The sequence below is a fragment of the Methylophaga sp. OBS1 genome (assembly GCF_026319365.1).
On sequence record NZ_JAPDMS010000001.1, the window covers coordinates 360,682 to 380,406 of the forward strand.

A 19,725-nucleotide genomic window follows, 5' to 3' on the forward strand; every position below is an offset into this window, starting at 1 on the left:
TCTGTTAATTCCGACAGACTCAAATTATTTCTACCCACCAGGCTTTGTTTTGCAGCTGCCATCAAGCCGCTGTATATGGTTGATTACTCTGCCAACGCTTGTCGAACATGATGGGGCGCGGGTTGCGACGAGTCACTCAGAGCGGGATAATGGTGCATTTTTTTACGTCCAATCTTAAGGAGAATCTTAATGAGCGATAAAATCGTAATGCGTACCGGTGAAGCACTGGTCGGTGGTGGTCCCGCTTTCACAGCGGCTGAACCAGAAGTAGTTATCGGTGAACTGGATGGTCCATTCGGTACTGCTTTCGCCAACCTGATGGGTGACCAGGTACAGGGCCATTCTCGTGTACTGGCACTGATGAACACCGATATGCAAGTTCGTCCAGCCACCATCATGGTCAGCAAGGTCACCGTTAAGAAAACGGCTTACACCAATATTCTGATGGGTACCGTCCAGGGCGCGATCGCCAACGGTGTTCTGGATGCGGTTCGTAACGGTACTATCCCTAAAGAAAAGGTCAACGATCTGGGTATCATCGTTTCTGTGTGGCTGAACCCAAGCATCACCACTGTGGAAGATCTGGATCATGAAGCGCTGTTCAACATTCATCGTGAAGCGACCCGTCGCGCGCTGGAAAAAGCGATGAACAATGAACCTAGCATCGACTATCTGCTGGAGAATCAGGATAAACTGGTTCATAAGTATTACCAGAAAGAACTGGATGCAAAAAAATAAAATAACATGAAACTCAGTTATTTAGCTGTGGTCTGTCATAAAGAGGATTGATTCACAGCCTCGCACAATTAACGGTCCGTCTACGACAGTGGGTGGACCGTTTTTTTTGCCATGTATAATGAGCCTCATGACACACTCCACCCAGGTAGATATGGAACTGTACTCCATAGATAAATTGATGCATGAAACCCGGCAGCTGGCAGCAAAATATCGCCAGACTACTGGCAGTACCTTACCTGTGACCGGTGAAATCGCCCGGTTTGATGCTGCCAAAGCGCTCAATCTCTCTTTAGTTGATGACCCCGGTAGTCCAATAGACGCATTGGGTCTGTCTGGAGAGCGCAAAGACAAAAAATTTATCATCAAAGGTCGCGCCATTTTCGAAAATACCCGCTCCAGCCCCAGAATTGGTCAGCTCAACCCGGATCAGGACTGGGATTTTGCCGTGCTGGTCCTATTTGATGAAGAATACGAAGCGGACGAAATCTTCGAAGCCAGTCGTGAGGCGATAGCCGCAGCGATGGAGAGCAAACCGGACAGTGCCCGTAAAAAACGCGGCGCTATGTCAATCGCACAGTTTAAAATTATCGGCAACCGGGTCTGGACGCGTGAAAACGGGCCAGAACAGGAACTCTGGGATAACCAGGAAACATAACAAGGAGCGACGATGAGTGTAGGCGAGTTTATTTTCTGGGGGCTGGTTGCGGTTCTGCTGGTCTATATAGTCATTATCTATAACAACCTGGTCAGTCTTAAGCACAATGTCAGTAAAGCCTGGTCCAATATTGATGTCTTGCTCAAACAACGTCATGACGAGTTGCCTAAACTGGTCGAAACCTGTCGCCAATACATGCAATACGAGCAGGAAACCCTGGAAAAAGTGATGCTGGCACGTTCCTCTGTCGCTAATGCGCAGCAACAAGGCGATGTCGCGCAACTGGGTCAGGCTGAGGGGGCTTTAAGATTGGGACTGGGTAACCTGTTCGCCTTGGCTGAAGCCTATCCGGAACTGAAAGCTGACGAAACCTTCCAGCATCTGCAGGCACGTATTACCGGACTGGAGAACGCGATTGCTGACCGCCGCGAGTATTATAACGAGAGTGTCAACATCAACAATGTCCGCATTGAACAGTTCCCGGATGTGATTATTGCGCGGCTGTTTAACTTTAAAGCTTTTACGCTGTTGGAGTTCAGTGCGGAAGAGACTGCTGATGTCAATTTGCGCGGCCTGTTTGAACAGTAAATGCAGGATTTTCTGGCTTCATTATCCAGGGTAATCAAAACGGCAGATCCGAATTGGTTCTGGGTTGGCGTTATGCTCGGTCTGGTCTTCGCACTGTTTGCATTTTGGAAAATGTTTGCAGATTACCGTCGAGCACGTCTGATTTCGAACATCCCCACCGCTAAAGTTCGATCGGCACCACAGGGACACATAGAACTGTCAGGTCAAGCCGTAGCCATGGAGGGACCCGTAATCCGGTCTCCGGTGTCGTTAAAAGAATGTGTTTGGTATCACTACACTATCGAAGAGCGCCGCAGTCATTATGACAGCAGTGGAAGACGAAGTAGTCGCTGGCATGTGGTCAAAGCTGAAACCAGCGATGATCTGTTTCTGTTAAGAGATGAAACGGGCGACTGCGTCATTGATCCCGAGTCTGCCGAGGTCATTACGAATTACAACCGCCGATGGTATGGAGATGACTTGGCTCAACGGCGGCGGTTTAAAGAAAAACTGATTCTCGCTGGTCAACCTTTGTATGCGATTGGCTGGCATCAATCATTTTCCGAATCAGAGCCGGAAAGCTTCAGAAGGGAAGTTACACAGTTACTCCGTCACTGGAAACAGAATCCGGATTTACTGATTCAGGACTACGATACTGATGGTGACGGCCAAATCAGTCTCAATGAATGGGATAAAGTCAGGCACAACGCTTCTGAGCAAATTAAAAGAGAACGGGATAAGCGTCGAAATACACAATTGAGTGTGATCAAACAGAGCCCGAATCGATATCAACATTTCATTCTTTCCGTCGAACCAGAACAGCGCCTAGTCAGGCGATATCAACTGGCAGCGATGGGTAGTCTGATCCTTTTTTTCTGTCTGGGTACTGCGTTGGTATGGGCTTTTAACCAGCGCATGGGCGTCTAAATGCTGACTGAGTTAACGCAGTTATTCGAAGTTGATGGCCTGATATCGAAACATATCGAGGGGTATCAACCCAGGCAGCAACAAATCGAGATGGCAGAAAAGGTCAGTGAGGCACTGAGCAACCAGGACATGCTGATTGCTGAGGCCGGCACAGGCACCGGTAAAACTTATGCCTATCTGGCACCGGCCATATTGTCGGGTCAAAAAATCTTTATCTCAACTGGCACTAAAAACCTTCAGGATCAGTTGTTTAAAAAGGATTTGCCGAAACTGCGTGAAGTGTTGTCTGTGCCTTTAAAAGCCGCTTTACTCAAAGGTCGCAGTAATTATTTGTGCCATTACCGATTGTCTCTGGCTGAAACAGAGCCCAGTTCAGCCCTGAATCAACATGTACTGCAGGAACTGCGTGAGTGGTCAGGTAAAACCGACTCCGGCGATTTGAGTGAGACCGATCTGCTGGAAGCGCAATCGCCGTTATGGCCCAAAGTGACCTCGACGGTCGATAATTGCCTGGGCCAGCAGTGTCCGGATTATGACCAGTGTTTTATCGTCGAGGCCCGGCGCAAGGCGCAGGAGGCGGATATCGTGATCGTCAATCATCATCTATTGATGTCTGATATGGCGCTTAAGGCCTCTGGGCAGGGAGAGGTGTTGCCGGATGCAGATGCTTTTATTATTGACGAAGCCCATCAGTTACCTGCAATTGCCAGTCAGTTTCTTGGTCATCGGGTCAGCAGTCATCAGTTGCAGGAGCTGAGCCGAGACAGCATCAGGGAAATGGAGCTGGAAGCCAATGATATGGACAGTATCCGCCAAGCGGCTGAGAAACTGGAAAACCGTTTGCACCAGTTTAAACTGAGCTTGGTTGATAGTGAGCAACGTCTGCCGTGGCATCAGTGCCTGCAGCGTTTTCCGGATGTTAAGGAGCAACTGGAGACATTGATAAGCAGCGTTGAAACCCTGATGGAAACGCTGGAAACAGCCAGCGAACGGAGCAGGGGACTGGAACAATGCTATGAACGCAGTCAGGACTTAATTGATCGCTTATCAATATTCAGTGATAACGCCGAAGATGACAATCTGGTGCTATGGCTCGATATTCGTGGCAACAGTTTTGTCTTGCATGCCACACCGCAGGAAGTCAGTCAGCATTTTCAGCAATGGATCGCCGAGAAACCCAGCGCCTGGGTGTTTACCTCAGCCACATTAACCGTAGCCGGCAAATTCAATAACTTCATTCAGCAGTTAGGCCTGGAAGATCCGCTCACAGCCAGTTGGCAGAGCCCATTTGATTATGCCCGTCAGAGCCTTTTATATATGCCATCGATACCGGTTGAGCCTTCGCATCATGGTTATAACCAGCATATTGCCGAGATTGCACGTTCGGTCATCGAACACAGCCGGGGCCGGACTTTTCTGCTTTTCACCAGTTACCGGGCTTTGAATGAGGTCGCCGAGGCTTTGCAGGATATGGATTATCCGATTCTAGTGCAGGGTAGCCGCGCCAAAAACCAGCTGTTGGCAGAATTCAGAGATCACGGGAATGCGGTTTTACTGGGCACAAACAGCTTCTGGGAGGGGGTGGACGTCAGAGGGGAAGCCTTATCCTGCGTGTTAATCGATAAAATTCCCTTTGCTTCGCCTGGCGACCCGGTACTGGAAGCTCGGATTAATCATCTGCGGGAGCGGGGTGGTAATCCTTTCCGTTCAATACAGATACCTTCAGCCGTGATCCAACTGAAGCAGGGCATTGGCCGACTGATTCGTGATAAACAGGATTCGGGCGTACTGGTGTTGTGTGATCCCCGGTTTTTAAGCAAACCCTATGGCAAAGTCTTTATGCGCAGCCTGCCGCCAATGCCCATAACGCAGCGTATTGATGATGTCGAGGCATTTTTCAGCGAAGCATTACTGAGTCCCGCTAGTTAAGATCAGCAGCAAACGCTTTCAACAAATCCAGTGGAATAATTTCGGTTGCCCGCTGATGGGTACCAGCCAGGTAAACGCGGGGTGCCATATTGTGTTCATAAGCTTCCAGCCAGCGCGCCGCACAAAGACACCAGCGATCACCTTCCTTAAGCCCGGGAAAACCGAACTCATCCATGGGGGTTGTCAAATCATTGCCCCGGAACCGTGAGTATTCCAGAAAAGCCTGGTTTACCTGCACACAGACAGTGTGCTGGCCAAAATCCGCATCACTGGTGTTGCAGCAACCATCACGGTAAAAGCCGGTCAAGGGTTCTTCACTACAGCTCTGAAGCGGTTCTCCAAACACATTCAAGGATTCATCGATATCCATTAATCACCTGGTTTCCTTAACATTTTCCTGACTTCACCGACATGCATTTCCTCTTCGCTGATTTTCTGCCGGGCATATTCTTCCAGCATCACGCTTTTTCCTTCAACCAGTTTGAGTAAGGCATGATATTTCTCAATCGACAGCTGCTCATGTTCGAGGGATTCATGGAGAATCGCGCCGATGTCATGCTGCTGTGATTCCAGCAGGGTGCCAATCCCCAGCGAGGGATGGTAACCAAGGTGGGTGATGAGTTCGCCGGCTTCCTGAGCATGAGTAAGCGACTCGTCAGCCTGACTTCGCATCCAGGATACGATGGGGATACGGCCGTAACCATAGACCATAAAAGAGTAGTGGGTGTAGCGAACCACACCCGCCAGTTCAGTTTCAAGAATTTGATTGAGTAAATTGACTACTTTATCAGTGTCTAAAGCCTGGTCAGTCATATCAGACCTCCCGTGGTTTAGCTCAGATGAATGGTGCCATCCACTTTATGCTTGATAGACAGCGCGGGGACATCCAGCGTCATTTTGACTTCAATGGTTTCCATACCATTGAGTTCATCATTATCCAGCGCTCGGATAATCGCATGTTCGATTTCACGTTGAGAGGTGACACCGACCTGCTTCAGGAACTTGCGTATATCCATATTGAGCATTTCATCGTTCATGGCATCGCTCCGTCACTCATTAATCGTATTTGATGTATTTGAAACGGGGATCGTCAGGTGTCCCTGTTAATGCCCCGTCATCCAATCCCGGCTGCCACATGACCACTTCTTCAATTTTCCTGGCCAGTTCGAAATCTTTATCGGTAATGCCTTTGGCAGCGTGGTTGACCAGTTTCACAATGACAAAGGCATAGGACACAGTCAGGTCCGGATGGTGGAATGCTGCTTCAGCCAGATGACCTACCGTATTGACCACCATCAAGGTGCTTTTCCAACTACTGGTTTTATATTTCCGACGAATCCAGCCGTTTTCAAGATACCAGTGAGGCAGTTCCTGCTTCAGTCTGGCTTCAACTTCCTCATCCGTGTAGGTTTTTTCTTTGCCGTCTTCTCTCCAACTCATTGTTTCCACCTATTACAAATTAATTCTACTCCCAGTTAGACATATTTGAATATCACTGTCAAAACCAGACAGCATGCTGGTGACGGTTTGTCTCACGGTGTTTAAAGAGTAAGATGAAGTTATTGATTTTGAAGAAGGGGAGACAATATGAATGATGCCGCCAGCTTCAGAGAAGTCGGTTTTTTATCAGAACAATGCTGCCATGGCGATTTTGCCACGGAAATTAAGCAAAGCGGCTACTACACCGTTTGCAAAGACCTCAATAAGCTGGGGCAATCGGTCCTGAATCACTGTCACATTCACCCGGACGATGAGAAAGAGGTGTATCTGACACTGCATTTCCAGCGAATGCTGTCACATTTTCAGTCGATTATTCTGATGTCTGAACGTGGCATGACTCACCAGGTAGAGATCATGGCCCGTTGCATGCTGGAGCTGTTGTTTAATCTGGTAGCATTCCATCAGCACGATGATTTGCTGGAAGCCATGACAGTTGGCGATGATGACCAGAGGAGGGAAGTCTTGATCAGACTGTATAACCAACAGTTGGAAACACCGACCTTTACAAAAGAGGAAATAAACCACCTCAAAAACGTTATCAACAGTGCTGACGAAGACGATCGCGATGATATCCACGTGTTTATCAAAGCGGAACTGGCAGGACTACTCAATGAGTACCGCACGACATACCAGTTACTCAGTGAGAGCGTTCACAGTAACCTGCATTCCTTGAAAGCGGATCTGGAAGTCGAAGATCGCAGTGATGCGATTGTTGGCATCAACACCCGAGCAGACCATCAGGACAAACTCTCAACCTTGATGTTAACGGCAGGAGACTACCTGATAGCCGGCATTGAAATCATGTTGAAAATTCAGCGTCAACCTGAAGAGCAATCTGAAAGCCTGGAAACGATAAAACACAAAGCGCAGGATGTCTGGAAACACACCGTGGTGAAAGTCTCACACCGATAACTTTTAGTTTTAGTACTTATCTTTTGAAGGCCCAACTGAAATTTTCAGTTGGGCTTTTTTTATGCTTTCAGAATTTAAAATCTGGTGATGCTTACCGGGGATAACACCTCAGAAATTAAATTCTGAACTGCTGCTTTTTGGATTTTTAGCACCTGAAGTGGAGAAGTGATGATTTCATATCGTAAGCACTTACATATCTATCAGATATTATTCTTGAATACTTAATTTAACATAATATATATTATACGAACTTAAGCGTAAGCAAAAACACAAAGCGCAAACCACGCTTTCTTTGTGGTTCGTATCATTCAGGTTATGACAAATTGAGATTCAGGTGCTGCAGATAACTCGCGCTTCCAGAATTTAAAATCTGGACGGTTTTACACTATCAAGCCAGCTAGATTTCAAATTCAGAATGCGACACTCGCGTCACTGATTATGACTACTTAATGATGTTTTCCCCTGGTTGATTTCTACAGGTTAGATTGTGGAAACATTTTTTGATTATCTCGATCGCATCGAAAATCTGTCCTTCCTCAGTGTGCCTCCCAAGGCTAAAACGCATTGAAGACAGCGCTTCTTCGTCAGTCAGGCCCAGTGCTTTCAAAACATGTGATGGTAGAACCATTTCACTATTACAGGCAGAGCCTGTTGATGCTGATATGTCAGGCTGCAATGCACCGAGTAGTTCTGGTGCATTGACTTGTTTGAATTGCACATTGATATTGCCAGGGTGACAGTATTTCTGGTCACCATTGAGAACAAATTCAATACCCGAATTACCGAGCTCTTCTATAAAAGTTTCTTTCAAAGTGCTTAATTTGGCTCGATTGAGCTCCGCATTCTCTACTATTAAGGACAATGCCTTAGCCATACCCACACAGAGTTCTGTGGGAACTGTGCCTGAGCGGGCGCCACCTTGTTGTCCACCCCCATGTATCAATGGTGGTAACTGAGCTTGCAAAGTGTTTTTGATAAACAAAACCCCGATACCTTTGGGCCCATAGATTTTATGCCCAGAGAGACTGAGTGTATCCACATTCCAGTCCTGGACATCAATATCAATGGTTTCGGGTGCTTGAGCTGCATCACAGTGAAATAAAGCATCTACATTGTGAGCCATTTCAGCTACTGTCTTTATGTCCTGTATTACACCGATTTCATTGTTTACGGCCATAATGCAGACCAAAGCCACACTGTCTGAGAGCATTGCTTTGTATGCCTCTAGATCAATAATGCCATTGCTTTGAACAGGAATTTCTTCAACATGAAAACCCAGTTTACTAGCATAAAAGTAAGCGGCATTTTTAACGCACTTATGCTCAATAGCACTGATTAAGACGATATTTCTGTTACTACCTGCTTTATCGAATAAAACGCTTGCGATAGCGTGGTTATTAGCTTCTGTCGCGCCAGAAGTGAAGATCACCTCCTCCTCTTTTGCCCCAATAAGCGATTCAATTTTTGCTCTAGCATTTTCAACTGCTGAAGCAGACAACTGCCCTAATGTGTGCTGGGTTGCATGCGGGTTTGCGAAGAAAAGCTGATCACACTCAAGCATGACCTGCCGCACTCTAATATCGACGGGCGTTGATGCCATATAATCGAGATAAATGGAATTCTCTGCTCTCATAGTTTCTAAATCTGCCTTTTACGAATCTGTACAGTGTTGCGGATATGGGAAATTTGTCACTCAAGCCATTGATTCAGACAACTGTTGAGTTAGCCATGTTACAAAGAACTCAACATCGGACTGCATCGGTGATAGCAAATTTCCAGTTACCAGATAATATTTGAGGCCCTCTACAGAGTGTGTGTCGGGCAATCTTACCAGCCACTCATTTTGGACATAGTCATTAACGAGTATGTCACTGACAAACGCCACTCCCCGTCCTGATACTGCGGCCTGAATAACATGGTTTTCTTGATCATAGCTCTCTGCTTTTTGTGCCTGATACCTGCCGTTATCAATGCAACCGGTGAAGCTTATATCAGGCAGGGCTTTATTTTTCCAATTTGTCGTAATGACTGGAATAGTGTTACTGCTCAAACCTGATATATAGGCTTTAGAGGCATATAGGCCCATAGTTTCTGTAACTAAGGGTGTGGCATTTTTCGTGTTATCAATGTCTTTAGCGTAGCGAATGGCTAAATCAATATTCTGGCTGGATTTCATATCAACAACGTCGTCTGAGGTGATAATCGAAACCTTGAGCCCAGCGTTAAGTTTTTGGAAATCAGCCAGCTTGGGTACCAGCCACATGGAGGCAAAAGCGACTGTTGTCGTTACTGTGATTTGTTTATCTTCACTGGTGATGTCATCCAAAGTTCGTGTCAGCTCACTAAATATACGCTGACTGACATCAGCCAGTTGTTGTCCCTTCTCTGTCAGTTGAATCTCTCTGGTCAAACGTATGAATAACGTTTGACCTAAGACCTCTTCGAGCTTTCTCATTTGATGCGAAACCGCTGTGGGGGTGATATGGAGCTCAGTTGCTGCATCTTTAAAACTTTTCAGCTGGGCTGCTCTGCTAAAGGTATAGAGCATGTTCAGGTTCGGGATTTTGGTCATCATTTAACCTATACATGAGATAAGTTCATCTATATTGAAGATAATATCATTTGTAAAACAACAAGATAAATAGAAATATAGTCTCTGAAATTCATCACGCTTGAATTAGGAGACGAACATGACTGTATTACTTATTGAAGCAAGTGCCAGACCGCTTAATAACGAGAAAGCTTCACATTCTTCCCTTTCCCGCACTCTGGCACGTGAATTCATCAAAAAATTAGATGAACATTCCCCAGATGAAGAAATCATTTACCGTGATGTGGGAGCGTTACCCCCTGCTTTTATCAGCCATGAATGGATCGGCGCGGTCTTCACACCTGATGACAAGAGAACTGAGCAGCAAAAACAGTTGCTTAGTCAGTCTGATACGCTCATCGAGGAGCTGGTAAGGGCTGACCTGATAGTGATTTCTACGCCGATGTATAACTATGGAATGCCGGCTGCACTCAAGGCCTGGTTCGATCAGGTTGTCAGAGTGAATAAAACCTTCACTTTTGATCTTTCACGTGGTGACTTTCCACTGGAACCAACACTGTCAGGAAAAACAATGGTCCTGATCACTTCAGCAGGTGAGTTTGGCTTTTCTCAAGGTGGTATCCGGGAAGAGATGAATCACTTAGGGACTCACATCAAGGTCTTGTCGAAATATCTCGGTGTCCAGACGTTTTATGAGATTGGTAGTGAGTACCAGGAGTTTAATGATAATCGACATCAAAAGTCCTATGCCAATGCATTGAAAGAAATACAGTTATTGGCTAGAGATCTTGCCGTTGGCAATACAGATAATCCGTTCATGGACAAGAGTCTTGAAAAGATGGGACAACAGGTTTAAACGATCTTGGTCCTGATTGCCGATACGCCCATGAATATACGTTTCAAGCACTGTGTCTGAACCACTTCAACACGGTGGCTTTGGCCCCCCATGCCTTTATTGTTAGTCTGAGCCCTTTTAGTGCTGCAAGTAACTTTTCAACCAGGCACTGGGGGAAAGACCTGTTTTCCGTTTGAAAGCCTTTGATAAAGCCGAGCTGTTCTCATAGCCGACTTCGTTTGCCACAATAGACACGGGTTTCCCCTTTTTTAATTCACTTTGTGCCACCGAGACGCGCCAGTCAATCAGATAATCACCCGGCGTTTGTCCGACTACCCTTCTGAATTCTTCAGCAAACTTTGAGCGAGACATAAATGCAAGCTCACTCATTGACTCAAGCGTCCATGGCTCAGCCGGTGACTCATGCAGCCTGATAATAACCCTGGCAAGCTGATGATGGGCCAGGCCTGCCAGAACGCCCCGATAATCTGTCCCTTTGCTTAGCACTGCTCGGAGCAAGTGAACAATGATCACTTCTGTCAGCCGGTCTATTAATAGCTGCTTACCATCTCTGTCATGAAAAGCTTCTTCAAACAAACCGTTGACTGTGGCTAAAACATACTCGTTTTCGGCAAAATCCAGGGTCACCATCCCCGGCAGTGCATTGGTTAGAGGATTACTGGTATCTGCACCATAGCGGATGGAGGCGCAAACGACTTTAGCATTATCAGACTCTTTAGCCTGCAAGCGATGAATGCTTGGCTTGGGAAAGAATATAACGGAGGGTTTGTCGAGCTTAATCACATCACCATTTTCATCAATAACATCCATCCTGCCCGATGCTAATAAATGAATATGCCCCTCGTTTTGAGCCGTCCCATCAAAATGAGCCAGTCCACACATTTCACCAGAGAAAAATACACCAGCAGTGACCGATAAACGGTCCAGTATCAATGAGAGTTTGTCCATAACTCGCTTCTGGATGATTGGATAAATAACCAGGACGATCATAGCTCACCGACCTCACCTTAGTCACTAAAGTATGCATCGTGCCTGTGCACTTTAATCGACTGAATGGTGATGAGTTTTTCAGGCTGAGCTGAGTGATTATTTCATTTTAAGCAATAGTTTATTAATCAGACGACTTATTATTTTTTAAAACAGAACAAGAAATAATGATCTCGCTGGTAAGAAAACGTCAGCAGTAACTAACGCAGCAACCGTTCAGTAATGACAAACACAAACCTGGAGATAAACAAATGTTAAAGAAAATTATCACAACTACCGCGGCCACTCTGGCACTGAGTCTTTCAGCTGCAAGCTTTGCAGCCGATATTGATATGAATGCAAATGGAAACGACCTGGCCATCCAGGGTTATGACCCCGTTGCCTATTTCACTAATGAAAAGCCGACCAAAGGCTCTAGTGACTTCACTGCCACATACAAAAACGCCATTTATCACTTCAGCAGCGAAGAAAATCGCGACTTGTTCCGGGCCAGCCCAGCTAAATACGCCCCTCAGTTTGGTGGTTTCTGTGCTTTCGGTGTGACCAAAGGCAGAAAGTTTGACACCGACCCGACTGCCTGGCGTGTTGTCGACGGTAAGCTTTATCTGAACCTGAATAAAGATGTTCAGAAAGTCTGGCTGGAAGATGTGCCTGGCTACATCACCAANGCTANTCAAACCTGGCCAACCATTAAATCGTTTACTGATTCGGCCCTGGAAACATTCTAAACTAGTCTGTCCCGGCAACCTCGTTGCCGGGGCTCAATTCTGGAGAAAGAGGATGAAACAAATAGCAACCATGGATGATTTTGAGACTGAGAAACAGCAGCACGAATATTTGTTGCTGAAAATTTCAGCCTCATGGTGTGAACCGTGCCGACGCTTTGCCCCGGTTATTGAGTCCGTCTCTGCCGAGCGTCATGACATATCTGTCGCAGAGATCGATGTTGATGCGCTGCCCGATGTCCGTGAAGTGTTCAAGGTGCGTTCAGTCCCTACGCTGATCATGCTCAAAAATGGTTCACAAATCGACTCGCTGGTTGGTTCACAACCCGGCGACAACGTTAACGCGTGGATTGACCACGCTATTCAAGCCTAAGAGGAATAAATGATGAAAAACAATGCCATTATCGCTGCGGCTATCGCAGCCACAGTGTCGCTGAGTGTGACCGTTCCCATGACTGCCCACGCTGCCAGTAAGGAAAAATGCTACGGCGTAGCTAAAGCCGGTCAGAACGATTGTGCCAACCTGGCAGGTACCCACTCCTGTGCGGCGCAATCCAAAGTCGATAACGACCCGGGTGAATGGAAGCTAGTGCCAGTTGGTACCTGTACTGACCTGGGTGGTTACTCCAAAGACGAAGCCAAAGCGCTGTTGAGCGCTAATTGATCTGCACTTTGATCTTCGAAATGGAAATGCACTGATGTTCATTAACGAGGCTATGGAGGCAGCGATGATTCAAGTTGGCGTAGGTTTACGATCAGCACACTACGAGGCAGCGATGACTCCTGCCCCCATAGACTTCGTTGAAGTGCATGCAGAAAACTTTTTCGCTGAGGGAGGTGTGACGCATGACTTGTTAATGTCGGTAGCAGAGCAATACAAGATCAGTTTGCACGGTACTTCATTGGGACTCGGCTCTTTGCAACCGCCCCCACTTTCTCACTTAAAGAAAATGAAGCGTCTGATAGACAGGTGCTCTCCTTTTCTCATTTCAGATCATGCTTGTTTCAGTTGGTCTGACGATGGCAACTCGGCAGTTCATGCCGGTGATTTGCTGCCAATCCGCTTTGATAATGAAACATTACAGGCAATGACCAATAACATTCAGCGAGTGCAGGATTTATTCGGCCGTCAGATTCTGATCGAAAATATCTCCTCATATATAGCCTTTGAGGGTTCGGTCATACCGGAAACCGAATTTTTCAACAGGCTCTGTGATGTTACCGGCTGTGGTTTGTTGCTGGATCTTCACAATCTTTACGTCAATGCCCATAACGCGGGTGCCAAGCAGCCTCTGGATAATGTTTTGGCCACGCTTACCGCGCTGGACCCACACATTGTTAAAGAAATTCACTTGGCCGGTATTCATGATATGGCTCAGGAAACCTGGATCGATGACCATAGCGGCCCGGTTAGTTCGGATACCTGGATTACTTATGCGGATGCGATCAGACGATTTGGCGCTGTACCGACATTAATCGAATGGGACACGCGCTTACCTGCATGGTCAACGCTCATCTCTGAGGCGAGTACAGCCGCTTCTTTTGCCATGAGAGCACTCGAAAATGCGTAATTATCAGGCAAGTCTTTTCGAGGCGATATGGAACGGAAAAGACGACTCATTCAGTCATGCTGGTCTTGCTGTATACAGACAAAACCTGTTGATGAACGCAGAGCGGGCCCTATCAATAAGTTATCCAACGGTAGTGGAGCTAGTTGGTGAGGAATTCTTTTCCATGCTGGCAAGAACCTTTGTTGGCCAGGAGAAACTGGTAGAGGGTGATTGGGGGATGTGGGGTAATACATTCCCAGACTGGTTAGGGCAACTTGAGAATCTTTCCCCTTTTCCATTCATTGCCGACAGCGCCAGACTGGACTTGTTATGCCACCTGGCAGAGAGAGAGCAAAGTCACATAACTCCGGCTGGATGCCCTCAAGCTGATGCCGATTTGAGTCAGCTACATATTCATTACTGTGCCGGCAGCCAACTGCTGGATTCCATTTATCCCATCGTCGACATCTGGATGGCGCATCAAACAAAAAACCCTGATGAGCGACAACAATGTTTAAGCAGTGCGAAGCACAAGCTCTCACAGGGGCGCGGGCAAAAAGCTGTGATATGGCGGCCTGCCTGGAAGGCATTGGTTCGTGAGGTAGAGCCAAGCGAATCAGATTGGTTAGACCTGACCATGGGTGGGGTTTCAATTTCAGATGCACTGGACCAGCTGAGTCAGCGATTTGTATTGGCTGACTGGCTTATTCAATCGACCGGTGAAGGTCTTGTCACTGGTTTTTATTAGGAGATAACACAATGACTTATTTCAACTATCGTATTCCCTACTCTGATTATGTCATGCTGGCTCGTTCCATACTTGAGTCAGTCACATTGCTGGGTGTTAGGGTTTATTTGTTTACCACATTTTTTTTCGCGGGTTTTAACAAACTCAAAAACTGGGAATCCACCCTATTCTTATTTGAGTATGAGTATGCCGTTCCGCTCTTGAGGCATGATTTTGCAGCTTACCTTGGAACAGCCAGTGAAATCATTCTGCCTGCGATGTTATTACTCGGACTTCTCACTCCCTTTGCAGCTCTGGGCTTGTTTATTTTCAATATTGTGGCGGTTCTGAGCCTGGCTGATATGGCCCCGGCTGCCTTTTTGTTGCATGTCATTTGGGGCGGGATGATTTTCAGTTTGATTGTGTGGGGAGCAGGAAAGGCTTCACTTGATAACGTGCTTTTCAGTGCCAAAGGCTCAACCTGAATCAACTTCAGATTTTAATTCAGCTTCAGGGTAGCAATGCTGCACATTGCTACCCTTTTTTTATCTATTACTAACGATTAATTCTTCCTTACCTACTTTCCGTAGCCGCAGGCAAACAGGTATGGATGAATGGACACATCCTCTTTACTTTTGGACATCCGGCAGGAAGTGAATCCACTTAACATGGCATCACTGCATTGGGCAGTGCAACCTATTGAGGATTTATTATGCACAACTATCAAAAATTGAACTCAGTCATTTTCGCTTTAACGATCAGCGCTTCAGGCTTATCTGTTGCTGAAACGTTTCCACCGGAACATCTCAATGTAAATCTGGACTTGCAAGCGAAACAACAAGTGGTGGCGCATGAGGTGTTGAGCAAGCACAATAATCAGCGTGTGCTCTCATCTCCACAGCATATCTATCAGTATATCGACGCGGCAAAAGCCCCACGCCCTGTTGAACTTGATGAAGAGAAAGCTGCTAAACAAGCGGTGATGGCGAACTCTTCATTACATTTATTTAATTATTACAATTAGTAAGCCGGATGCCCGTTGACTCAGTGCAACGGGCATCACCCATCAATTCAAGGAAGGCTGGGCCCTGAGGTGTTCTACCATCCAATCGATTAATGTTCTTGTTCTGGCCGAAGAGTAACGTCCCTCTCTGTGGACAACATGAACAGGAACAGGGCGAGGCTCGAACTCACTCAAAATAATTTTCAAAGCGCCACTGGCCAGACTTTCAGCTACCTGATAAGACAGTAATCGCGTTATTCCCATGTGAGAGATAACTGCTTTCTCAGCTGAAAAATTATCACTGACAGTCAGAAATGGATTGACTCTGACACTGGTATTTTTCCCACCTTTAGAAAACCTCAACTCATTCGTCGGGCTTAAGCCTCTTGCCAGAATAATTCTGTGATCACTCAGGTCTTCAGGTTTTTGGGGGTATCCATATTCATTTAAGTATTGCGTTGAAGCGCAGAACACACGCCTGACTGCCCCAACCTTGATGGCCTTATATGTTGAATCCTGTAATTCACCGATTCTGACAGCAACATCAATCCCCTCTTCCAGCATGTTGACAACGCGATCGACGAAAAGCGCATCAAGTTGCATTTCCGGGTATTGCTTCAGGTAGCTGACGATACCGTCCATTACATACAAGCGACCGAACAAAACGGAAGCTGTGATTCTTACTAGCCCCCTGGGGACAGCATTTTTCCCTCTTACGGCATCATCAGCTTCCTCAGAGAGCGTGACGATATGTTTGGCATCCTTGTAATAACGCTGACCAGCTTCGGTGATTTGTAGGTGTCTGGTGGTGCGTTGCAAAAGCTTGACCCCCAGCCGTGTTTCCAGTTCTGTAATAGCCCGACTTACTGCGGGGGGACTCAGCCTCAGCTTTCGAGCAGCACTGGCAAACCCCTCGTTATCAACGACGGCGACAAAAACGGTCATTAAATGTAATCGGTCCATTGATTATTCCATTATATGAAATAGTGAATTAGTCATTTGCTCTATTATTTTATTATTGATAATACCCAATAATGTTCTCACTGGATACTTAAGTGCCAGTTTCAATTAATAGGAGAACGAGACATGAGTAGAATCACAACCGTCACAGACGATATTGCTAACAGTGAACAGGCTGAACTGTTTGCTGCCATTAAATCCAACTTGGGCATTGTGCCAAATTTCCTTCGCGTCTTTGCTAATTCACCAGACGCACTGAAAGCCTTTCTGGGTTTTCATCATATTGCAGGTAATGGCTCACTGGATGCAGCAACACGTGAGCGTATTGCTCTGACATTAGCTCAGAGAAACGAATGCGAATACTGCCTATCCGCACACACTGCGATTGGTCGCAAGACCGGTTTGAATACTGCTGAGATAAACAGCAACCGTAATGGTGATAGTCAGGACGCGAAAGCAGCGGTCGCTGTTAAGTTTTCACGTTCACTCGTTGAGCATCTCGGTGATGTTACGACTGCAGAGGTTGAGGAACTGCGACATGCCGGTTTCACCGATGCCGATATTGTAGAAATCATCACCCACACGGGTATCAATTTGCTGACCAATATTTTAAGCAAGGCCAGTCGTATTGATATTGACTTTCCCAGAGTCGATTTGAATCAGGCTGCATAAATCAGCTCAATGCCCGGCCCTCGGCCGGGCATTCATCTTGAGGAAATGTTTATGGCCAGCGCATTTGCAAAAATCGGCTTCACACCGAATGTAAAACAAATACAGAAGGAAATGGGAAGTAGAAAGAACTACCAGTCACTTGAGCAGGGAGAAACAGTTTCCTCTGTTATTGATGATAAGACCAAACAGTTTATTGAACAGCGGGATAGTTTTTACATGGCTACCATGAATGAAGACGGTTGGCCCTACATACAGCACCGTGGCGGACCTAAGGGCTTTCTCAAAGTGCTGGGGAAGAACATGCTCGGTTTTGCCGATTTCAGGGGCAACCGTCAATATCTGACGGTTGGCAATTTGCTGGGTAATGACCGGGTTTGCCTGTTTCTGATGAGTTATGGCGAGCGCAGAAGGCTGAAAATTTGGGGACGGGTGAAAGTCATCAAAGAAAATGATGACCCCGCACAAGTTGCACGCCTTGAGGTAGCCGACTTTCGTGCACCCGTTGAACGGGGAATGATTATTACTATAGAAGCGATGGACTGGAACTGCTCTAAATACATCTCGCCTCGCTATACTCAAGAGGAATTAGATACGCAGCTTATTGAGTAGCCGCTTTTTTAGACGGTCGCAGATCACAATACTGTGACTCATTAGTCATCTGAAAATACCGAAAAATTAATCACCAGAGATGAATCCACATGATCTTATACAACATCGCTTTATCCGGTAACTGCCATAAGATTCGACTGATGCTGAGTTTTCTGGGTATTGAGTACAAGACACATGATCTGGATCTCACTGCCTCTGAGCAATCCAGCGACGCCTATTTAGTACTTAACCCGTTTGGACAAGCCCCCGTGCTGGATGACAACGGCACGGTAATTAGAGACAGTCAGGCGATATTGGTTTACCTGGCCAAAAAATACGGTGATAAACAATGGTGGCCTGAGTCATCGGATGAGTTGGCTGAAATCATCTCGTGGTTATCGACGGCCGCTAATGAGATTCAAAACGGCCCTGCTCGGCTTCGAGTACATTATAAATTCAGACGCCCGATTGATTTTAAACTAGCCTCTGATACGAGTAATAAAGTGTTGAGAATCATAGAAAGCCACCTTGCAAAGAAGCCTTGGCTGGTGGGTGAACAGCCTAGCATCGCAGACATAGCCCTGTATCCCTATCTCGCTCTGGCTCATGAAGGTCATATTGATATGACGCCGTATGGGCATATTCAGAGCTGGAAGAAAAGGTTTGAAGCTTTACCCGGTTATCTGGCAATGCCGGGCATTTTGAATGACGATATTTTGGAGTAACGAATGACAACTGAAATTAAACCCCCACTCCCCCCCTTTGATAAAGAATCCGCAATCAAAAAGGTGAGAATGGCAGAAGATGCCTGGAATAGTCGAGATCCTGAGCGTGTGTCTCAAGTCTATACTGAGGATACCATTTGGCGTAACAGGTCAGAATTCCCCCGTGGCCGTAAAGAGGTAAAAGCCTTTTTAGAACGCAAGTGGAGAAAAGAGCTGGATTATCGGCTCATCAAAGAGCTTTGGGCTTTTGACAACAACCGGATAGCAGTTCGGTTTGCTTATGAGTGGCATGACGATAGTGGTTACTGGTTCCGGTCTTATGGCAATGAAAACTGGGAGTTCAATCCTGATGGCCTGATGCAGGGACGTTTCGCTTGCATAAATGACTTACCTATCAAAGCGTCTGAGCGTTTGTTCCATTGGACACTTGGGAGAAGACCAGATGATCACCCCACTCTGAGTGATTTAAACCTTCAAGTCACCAGGTACGCTCCGGAAAGGGACCTCCGGAGCACAAAAGATAATTCAGGGAAGTTCTGCTTCACATCTTTTTATGAAACCCGACCAGGTATCATTTGGCTCCCAGTCAGGGTAAATGTATCTTGCTGAATCGGCTTTGGATTGCCTTTTTACGAGGCGACTGTATAGGTAGAGAAATGCAGACGCTCGGTAATTCAAGGCACAATGAACCCAGACTTTGTTTGCAGAAAAAGCATCCATTGCCCTGGAGAATGCGTGGAAGTGAGATGATTCTGGGGAGTCGAATGGTACAGGGATATGGATATAGGCCATACCCGTTGAGGTGACCAAATAACCCTCATTTGTGAGCGCGCTCTTTGAGTCAGGCATAGAGAGGTTTATCACCACTTGGTAGCCTTGTTCTGCTATAAGCTCGAAATCCTCTGGGGCTGGCTGACCTGAGCTTGATAATTGGGGGGATATTTCTAAATAGTTTTTGACTGTCATGTCATGCACACCAAAGCTGTATAGCGACAATTAATGCTTCGCCTATCTTCATGAACTTACGTCTCAGTAAGATATTTCATCCTAACTCTAAATATACAATGAATAGGTTTTGATTGGGAATGATGGTGGAAGCCTCACCAATACAGCAATTGTCGGCTAACTTACTATCCAATAGAGATAGTTGAAA

Annotated in this window: 27 protein-coding genes; 18 read left to right on the forward strand and 9 right to left on the reverse strand. The window is 46.3% G+C overall.

Features of this window, described 5'->3' with window-relative positions; all coding sequences use genetic code 11:
• The first annotated feature begins 189 nt into the window (after nt 1–189).
• The 5 genes from fae (at nt 190) to OMQ46_RS01775 (ending at nt 4,816) form a co-directional block, all read left to right on the forward strand.
• Nucleotides 190–738 (forward strand): formaldehyde-activating enzyme, encoded by a 549-nt coding sequence (gene fae, locus OMQ46_RS01755; RefSeq protein WP_266235333.1) that lies wholly within the window; start codon nt 190–192, stop codon nt 736–738.
• Nucleotides 739–865: 127 nt separating this feature from the next.
• Complete coding sequence (locus OMQ46_RS01760) at nt 866–1,393, forward strand: hypothetical protein (protein WP_266235335.1); 528 nt, start codon at nt 866–868, stop codon at nt 1,391–1,393.
• 12 nt (nt 1,394–1,405) lie between these two features.
• The gene (locus OMQ46_RS01765) at nt 1,406–1,981 is read left to right on the forward strand and encodes a LemA family protein (protein ID WP_266235337.1); all 576 of its coding nucleotides are present in this window, start codon (nt 1,406–1,408) and stop codon (nt 1,979–1,981) included.
• Nucleotides 1,982–2,887 carry a GIDE domain-containing protein gene (locus tag OMQ46_RS01770; RefSeq protein ID WP_266235338.1) on the forward strand — a complete coding sequence of 302 codons (906 nt, stop codon included), beginning with the start codon at nt 1,982–1,984 and terminating at the stop codon, nt 2,885–2,887.
• Nucleotides 2,888–4,816 carry an ATP-dependent DNA helicase gene (locus OMQ46_RS01775; protein ID WP_266235339.1) on the forward strand — a complete coding sequence of 643 codons (1,929 nt, stop codon included), beginning with the start codon at nt 2,888–2,890 and terminating at the stop codon, nt 4,814–4,816. It begins immediately after the preceding gene.
• On the opposite strand, the gene OMQ46_RS01780 is transcribed toward OMQ46_RS01775, so the two are convergent.
• The 4 genes from OMQ46_RS01780 to OMQ46_RS01795 are packed head-to-tail and all read right to left on the reverse strand — an operon-like array spanning nt 4,809 to nt 6,256.
• Nucleotides 4,809–5,180: a DUF2237 family protein gene (locus OMQ46_RS01780; protein WP_266235925.1), complete on the reverse strand. Its 372-nt coding sequence runs from the start codon at nt 5,178–5,180 to the stop codon at nt 4,809–4,811. The two genes, OMQ46_RS01775 and OMQ46_RS01780, sit on opposite strands and share 8 nt — an antisense overlap.
• 5 nt (nt 5,181–5,185) lie before the next feature.
• The gene (locus OMQ46_RS01785; protein ID WP_266235341.1) at nt 5,186–5,629 is read right to left on the reverse strand and encodes a ferritin-like domain-containing protein; all 444 of its coding nucleotides are present in this window, start codon (nt 5,627–5,629) and stop codon (nt 5,186–5,188) included.
• 17 nt (nt 5,630–5,646) lie between these two features.
• Nucleotides 5,647–5,853 carry a DUF6494 family protein gene (locus OMQ46_RS01790; protein WP_266235343.1) on the reverse strand — a complete coding sequence of 69 codons (207 nt, stop codon included), beginning with the start codon at nt 5,851–5,853 and terminating at the stop codon, nt 5,647–5,649.
• A 19-nt stretch (nt 5,854–5,872) separates the two neighbouring features.
• Complete coding sequence (locus OMQ46_RS01795; protein ID WP_266235344.1) at nt 5,873–6,256, reverse strand: 4a-hydroxytetrahydrobiopterin dehydratase; 384 nt, start codon at nt 6,254–6,256, stop codon at nt 5,873–5,875.
• 147 nt (nt 6,257–6,403) lie between these two features.
• On the opposite strand from OMQ46_RS01795, the gene OMQ46_RS01800 reads away from it, so the two are divergent.
• Nucleotides 6,404–7,228, forward strand: coding sequence for a DUF5677 domain-containing protein (locus OMQ46_RS01800; RefSeq protein ID WP_266235345.1), 825 nt, complete (start codon nt 6,404–6,406; stop codon nt 7,226–7,228).
• Between the two features lie 442 nt (nt 7,229–7,670).
• Here OMQ46_RS01800 and OMQ46_RS01805 read toward each other — a convergent pair whose 3' ends face one another.
• Together OMQ46_RS01805 and OMQ46_RS01810 are read right to left on the reverse strand one after the other, a co-directional pair.
• The gene (locus OMQ46_RS01805; RefSeq protein ID WP_266235347.1) at nt 7,671–8,861 is read right to left on the reverse strand and encodes a cysteine desulfurase family protein; all 1,191 of its coding nucleotides are present in this window, start codon (nt 8,859–8,861) and stop codon (nt 7,671–7,673) included.
• A 60-nt stretch (nt 8,862–8,921) separates the two neighbouring features.
• Nucleotides 8,922–9,803 (reverse strand): LysR family transcriptional regulator, encoded by an 882-nt coding sequence (locus OMQ46_RS01810; protein WP_266235349.1) that lies wholly within the window; start codon nt 9,801–9,803, stop codon nt 8,922–8,924.
• Between the two features lie 115 nt (nt 9,804–9,918).
• On the opposite strand from OMQ46_RS01810, the gene OMQ46_RS01815 reads away from it, so the two are divergent.
• Entirely contained in the window at nt 9,919–10,635 is a 717-nt protein-coding gene (locus OMQ46_RS01815) for an FMN-dependent NADH-azoreductase (protein WP_266235350.1), read from the forward strand.
• A 117-nt stretch (nt 10,636–10,752) separates the two neighbouring features.
• Here the strand turns inward: OMQ46_RS01815 and OMQ46_RS01820 are convergent, their stop codons facing one another.
• Nucleotides 10,753–11,583 carry an AraC family transcriptional regulator gene (locus OMQ46_RS01820; RefSeq protein WP_266235352.1) on the reverse strand — a complete coding sequence of 277 codons (831 nt, stop codon included), beginning with the start codon at nt 11,581–11,583 and terminating at the stop codon, nt 10,753–10,755.
• 290 nt (nt 11,584–11,873) lie between these two features.
• On the opposite strand from OMQ46_RS01820, the gene OMQ46_RS01825 reads away from it, so the two are divergent.
• The 7 genes from OMQ46_RS01825 (at nt 11,874) to OMQ46_RS01855 (ending at nt 15,648) form a co-directional block, all read left to right on the forward strand.
• Entirely contained in the window at nt 11,874–12,350 is a 477-nt protein-coding gene (locus OMQ46_RS01825; RefSeq protein WP_266235354.1) for a YHS domain-containing (seleno)protein, read from the forward strand.
• Nucleotides 12,351–12,402: 52 nt separating this feature from the next.
• Nucleotides 12,403–12,720 carry a thioredoxin family protein gene (locus tag OMQ46_RS01830; protein ID WP_266235355.1) on the forward strand — a complete coding sequence of 106 codons (318 nt, stop codon included), beginning with the start codon at nt 12,403–12,405 and terminating at the stop codon, nt 12,718–12,720.
• Between the two features lie 9 nt (nt 12,721–12,729).
• A complete protein-coding gene (locus OMQ46_RS01835; RefSeq protein ID WP_266235356.1) occupies nt 12,730–13,011 on the forward strand; it encodes a DUF2282 domain-containing protein in 282 nt (93 codons plus the stop codon).
• A gap of 34 nt (nt 13,012–13,045) precedes the next feature.
• A complete protein-coding gene (locus OMQ46_RS01840) occupies nt 13,046–13,918 on the forward strand; it encodes a DUF692 domain-containing protein (protein ID WP_266235357.1) in 873 nt (290 codons plus the stop codon).
• Nucleotides 13,911–14,645 carry a DNA-binding domain-containing protein gene (locus OMQ46_RS01845; RefSeq protein ID WP_266235359.1) on the forward strand — a complete coding sequence of 245 codons (735 nt, stop codon included), beginning with the start codon at nt 13,911–13,913 and terminating at the stop codon, nt 14,643–14,645. The genes OMQ46_RS01840 and OMQ46_RS01845 overlap by 8 nt, the downstream gene beginning before the upstream one ends.
• Nucleotides 14,646–14,656: 11 nt before the next feature.
• On the forward strand, nt 14,657–15,109 hold the full coding sequence (locus tag OMQ46_RS01850; RefSeq protein WP_266235360.1) for a DoxX family protein: 453 nt from the start codon (nt 14,657–14,659) through the stop codon (nt 15,107–15,109).
• Nucleotides 15,110–15,336: 227 nt separating this feature from the next.
• Nucleotides 15,337–15,648: a hypothetical protein gene (locus OMQ46_RS01855; protein WP_266235362.1), complete on the forward strand. Its 312-nt coding sequence runs from the start codon at nt 15,337–15,339 to the stop codon at nt 15,646–15,648.
• Nucleotides 15,649–15,690: 42 nt separating this feature from the next.
• Here the strand turns inward: OMQ46_RS01855 and OMQ46_RS01860 are convergent, their stop codons facing one another.
• Nucleotides 15,691–16,590 carry a LysR family transcriptional regulator gene (locus tag OMQ46_RS01860; protein ID WP_266235363.1) on the reverse strand — a complete coding sequence of 300 codons (900 nt, stop codon included), beginning with the start codon at nt 16,588–16,590 and terminating at the stop codon, nt 15,691–15,693.
• A 123-nt stretch (nt 16,591–16,713) separates the two neighbouring features.
• Here OMQ46_RS01860 and OMQ46_RS01865 point away from each other — a divergent pair, with 123 nt between their 5' ends.
• From OMQ46_RS01865 to OMQ46_RS01880, 4 genes are all read left to right on the forward strand, one after another.
• Nucleotides 16,714–17,259, forward strand: coding sequence for a carboxymuconolactone decarboxylase family protein (locus OMQ46_RS01865; RefSeq protein ID WP_266235365.1), 546 nt, complete (start codon nt 16,714–16,716; stop codon nt 17,257–17,259).
• Between the two features lie 51 nt (nt 17,260–17,310).
• Nucleotides 17,311–17,868 carry a pyridoxamine 5'-phosphate oxidase family protein gene (locus tag OMQ46_RS01870; protein WP_266235367.1) on the forward strand — a complete coding sequence of 186 codons (558 nt, stop codon included), beginning with the start codon at nt 17,311–17,313 and terminating at the stop codon, nt 17,866–17,868.
• Nucleotides 17,869–17,957: 89 nt separating this feature from the next.
• Nucleotides 17,958–18,572 carry a glutathione S-transferase family protein gene (locus tag OMQ46_RS01875; protein WP_266235369.1) on the forward strand — a complete coding sequence of 205 codons (615 nt, stop codon included), beginning with the start codon at nt 17,958–17,960 and terminating at the stop codon, nt 18,570–18,572.
• 3 nt (nt 18,573–18,575) lie between these two features.
• Nucleotides 18,576–19,181, forward strand: a complete 606-nt coding sequence (locus OMQ46_RS01880) for a nuclear transport factor 2 family protein (protein ID WP_266235370.1) — start codon at nt 18,576–18,578, stop codon at nt 19,179–19,181.
• Here OMQ46_RS01880 and OMQ46_RS01885 read toward each other — a convergent pair.
• Nucleotides 19,098–19,538 (reverse strand): protein tyrosine phosphatase family protein, encoded by a 441-nt coding sequence (locus OMQ46_RS01885; RefSeq protein ID WP_266235372.1) that lies wholly within the window; start codon nt 19,536–19,538, stop codon nt 19,098–19,100. The two genes, OMQ46_RS01880 and OMQ46_RS01885, sit on opposite strands and share 84 nt — an antisense overlap.
• Nucleotides 19,539–19,725 lie beyond the last annotated feature (187 nt).

Bases quoted from the DNA above. Each gene is read 5' to 3' on its own strand.
- fae (WP_266235333.1), top strand. From the start codon at position 190: ATGAGCGATAAAATCGTAATGCGTACCGGTGAAGCACTGGTCGGTGGT.
- OMQ46_RS01760 (WP_266235335.1), top strand. From the start codon at position 866: ATGACACACTCCACCCAGGTAGATATGGAACTGTACTCCATAGATAAA.
- OMQ46_RS01765 (WP_266235337.1), top strand. From the start codon at position 1,406: ATGAGTGTAGGCGAGTTTATTTTCTGGGGGCTGGTTGCGGTTCTGCTG.
- OMQ46_RS01770 (WP_266235338.1), top strand. From the start codon at position 1,982: ATGCAGGATTTTCTGGCTTCATTATCCAGGGTAATCAAAACGGCAGAT.
- OMQ46_RS01775 (WP_266235339.1), top strand. From the start codon at position 2,888: ATGCTGACTGAGTTAACGCAGTTATTCGAAGTTGATGGCCTGATATCG.
- OMQ46_RS01785 (WP_266235341.1), bottom strand. From the start codon at position 5,629: ATGACTGACCAGGCTTTAGACACTGATAAAGTAGTCAATTTACTCAAT.
- OMQ46_RS01790 (WP_266235343.1), bottom strand. From the start codon at position 5,853: ATGAACGATGAAATGCTCAATATGGATATACGCAAGTTCCTGAAGCAG.
- OMQ46_RS01795 (WP_266235344.1), bottom strand. From the start codon at position 6,256: ATGAGTTGGAGAGAAGACGGCAAAGAAAAAACCTACACGGATGAGGAA.
- OMQ46_RS01800 (WP_266235345.1), top strand. From the start codon at position 6,404: ATGAATGATGCCGCCAGCTTCAGAGAAGTCGGTTTTTTATCAGAACAA.
- OMQ46_RS01805 (WP_266235347.1), bottom strand. From the start codon at position 8,861: ATGAGAGCAGAGAATTCCATTTATCTCGATTATATGGCATCAACGCCC.
- OMQ46_RS01810 (WP_266235349.1), bottom strand. From the start codon at position 9,803: ATGATGACCAAAATCCCGAACCTGAACATGCTCTATACCTTTAGCAGA.
- OMQ46_RS01815 (WP_266235350.1), top strand. From the start codon at position 9,919: ATGACTGTATTACTTATTGAAGCAAGTGCCAGACCGCTTAATAACGAG.
- OMQ46_RS01820 (WP_266235352.1), bottom strand. From the start codon at position 11,583: ATGGACAAACTCTCATTGATACTGGACCGTTTATCGGTCACTGCTGGT.
- OMQ46_RS01830 (WP_266235355.1), top strand. From the start codon at position 12,403: ATGAAACAAATAGCAACCATGGATGATTTTGAGACTGAGAAACAGCAG.
- OMQ46_RS01835 (WP_266235356.1), top strand. From the start codon at position 12,730: ATGATGAAAAACAATGCCATTATCGCTGCGGCTATCGCAGCCACAGTG.
- OMQ46_RS01840 (WP_266235357.1), top strand. From the start codon at position 13,046: ATGTTCATTAACGAGGCTATGGAGGCAGCGATGATTCAAGTTGGCGTA.
- OMQ46_RS01845 (WP_266235359.1), top strand. From the start codon at position 13,911: ATGCGTAATTATCAGGCAAGTCTTTTCGAGGCGATATGGAACGGAAAA.
- OMQ46_RS01850 (WP_266235360.1), top strand. From the start codon at position 14,657: ATGACTTATTTCAACTATCGTATTCCCTACTCTGATTATGTCATGCTG.
- OMQ46_RS01855 (WP_266235362.1), top strand. From the start codon at position 15,337: ATGCACAACTATCAAAAATTGAACTCAGTCATTTTCGCTTTAACGATC.
- OMQ46_RS01860 (WP_266235363.1), bottom strand. From the start codon at position 16,590: ATGGACCGATTACATTTAATGACCGTTTTTGTCGCCGTCGTTGATAAC.
- OMQ46_RS01865 (WP_266235365.1), top strand. From the start codon at position 16,714: ATGAGTAGAATCACAACCGTCACAGACGATATTGCTAACAGTGAACAG.
- OMQ46_RS01870 (WP_266235367.1), top strand. From the start codon at position 17,311: ATGGCCAGCGCATTTGCAAAAATCGGCTTCACACCGAATGTAAAACAA.
- OMQ46_RS01875 (WP_266235369.1), top strand. From the start codon at position 17,958: ATGATCTTATACAACATCGCTTTATCCGGTAACTGCCATAAGATTCGA.
- OMQ46_RS01880 (WP_266235370.1), top strand. From the start codon at position 18,576: ATGACAACTGAAATTAAACCCCCACTCCCCCCCTTTGATAAAGAATCC.
- OMQ46_RS01885 (WP_266235372.1), bottom strand. From the start codon at position 19,538: ATGACAGTCAAAAACTATTTAGAAATATCCCCCCAATTATCAAGCTCA.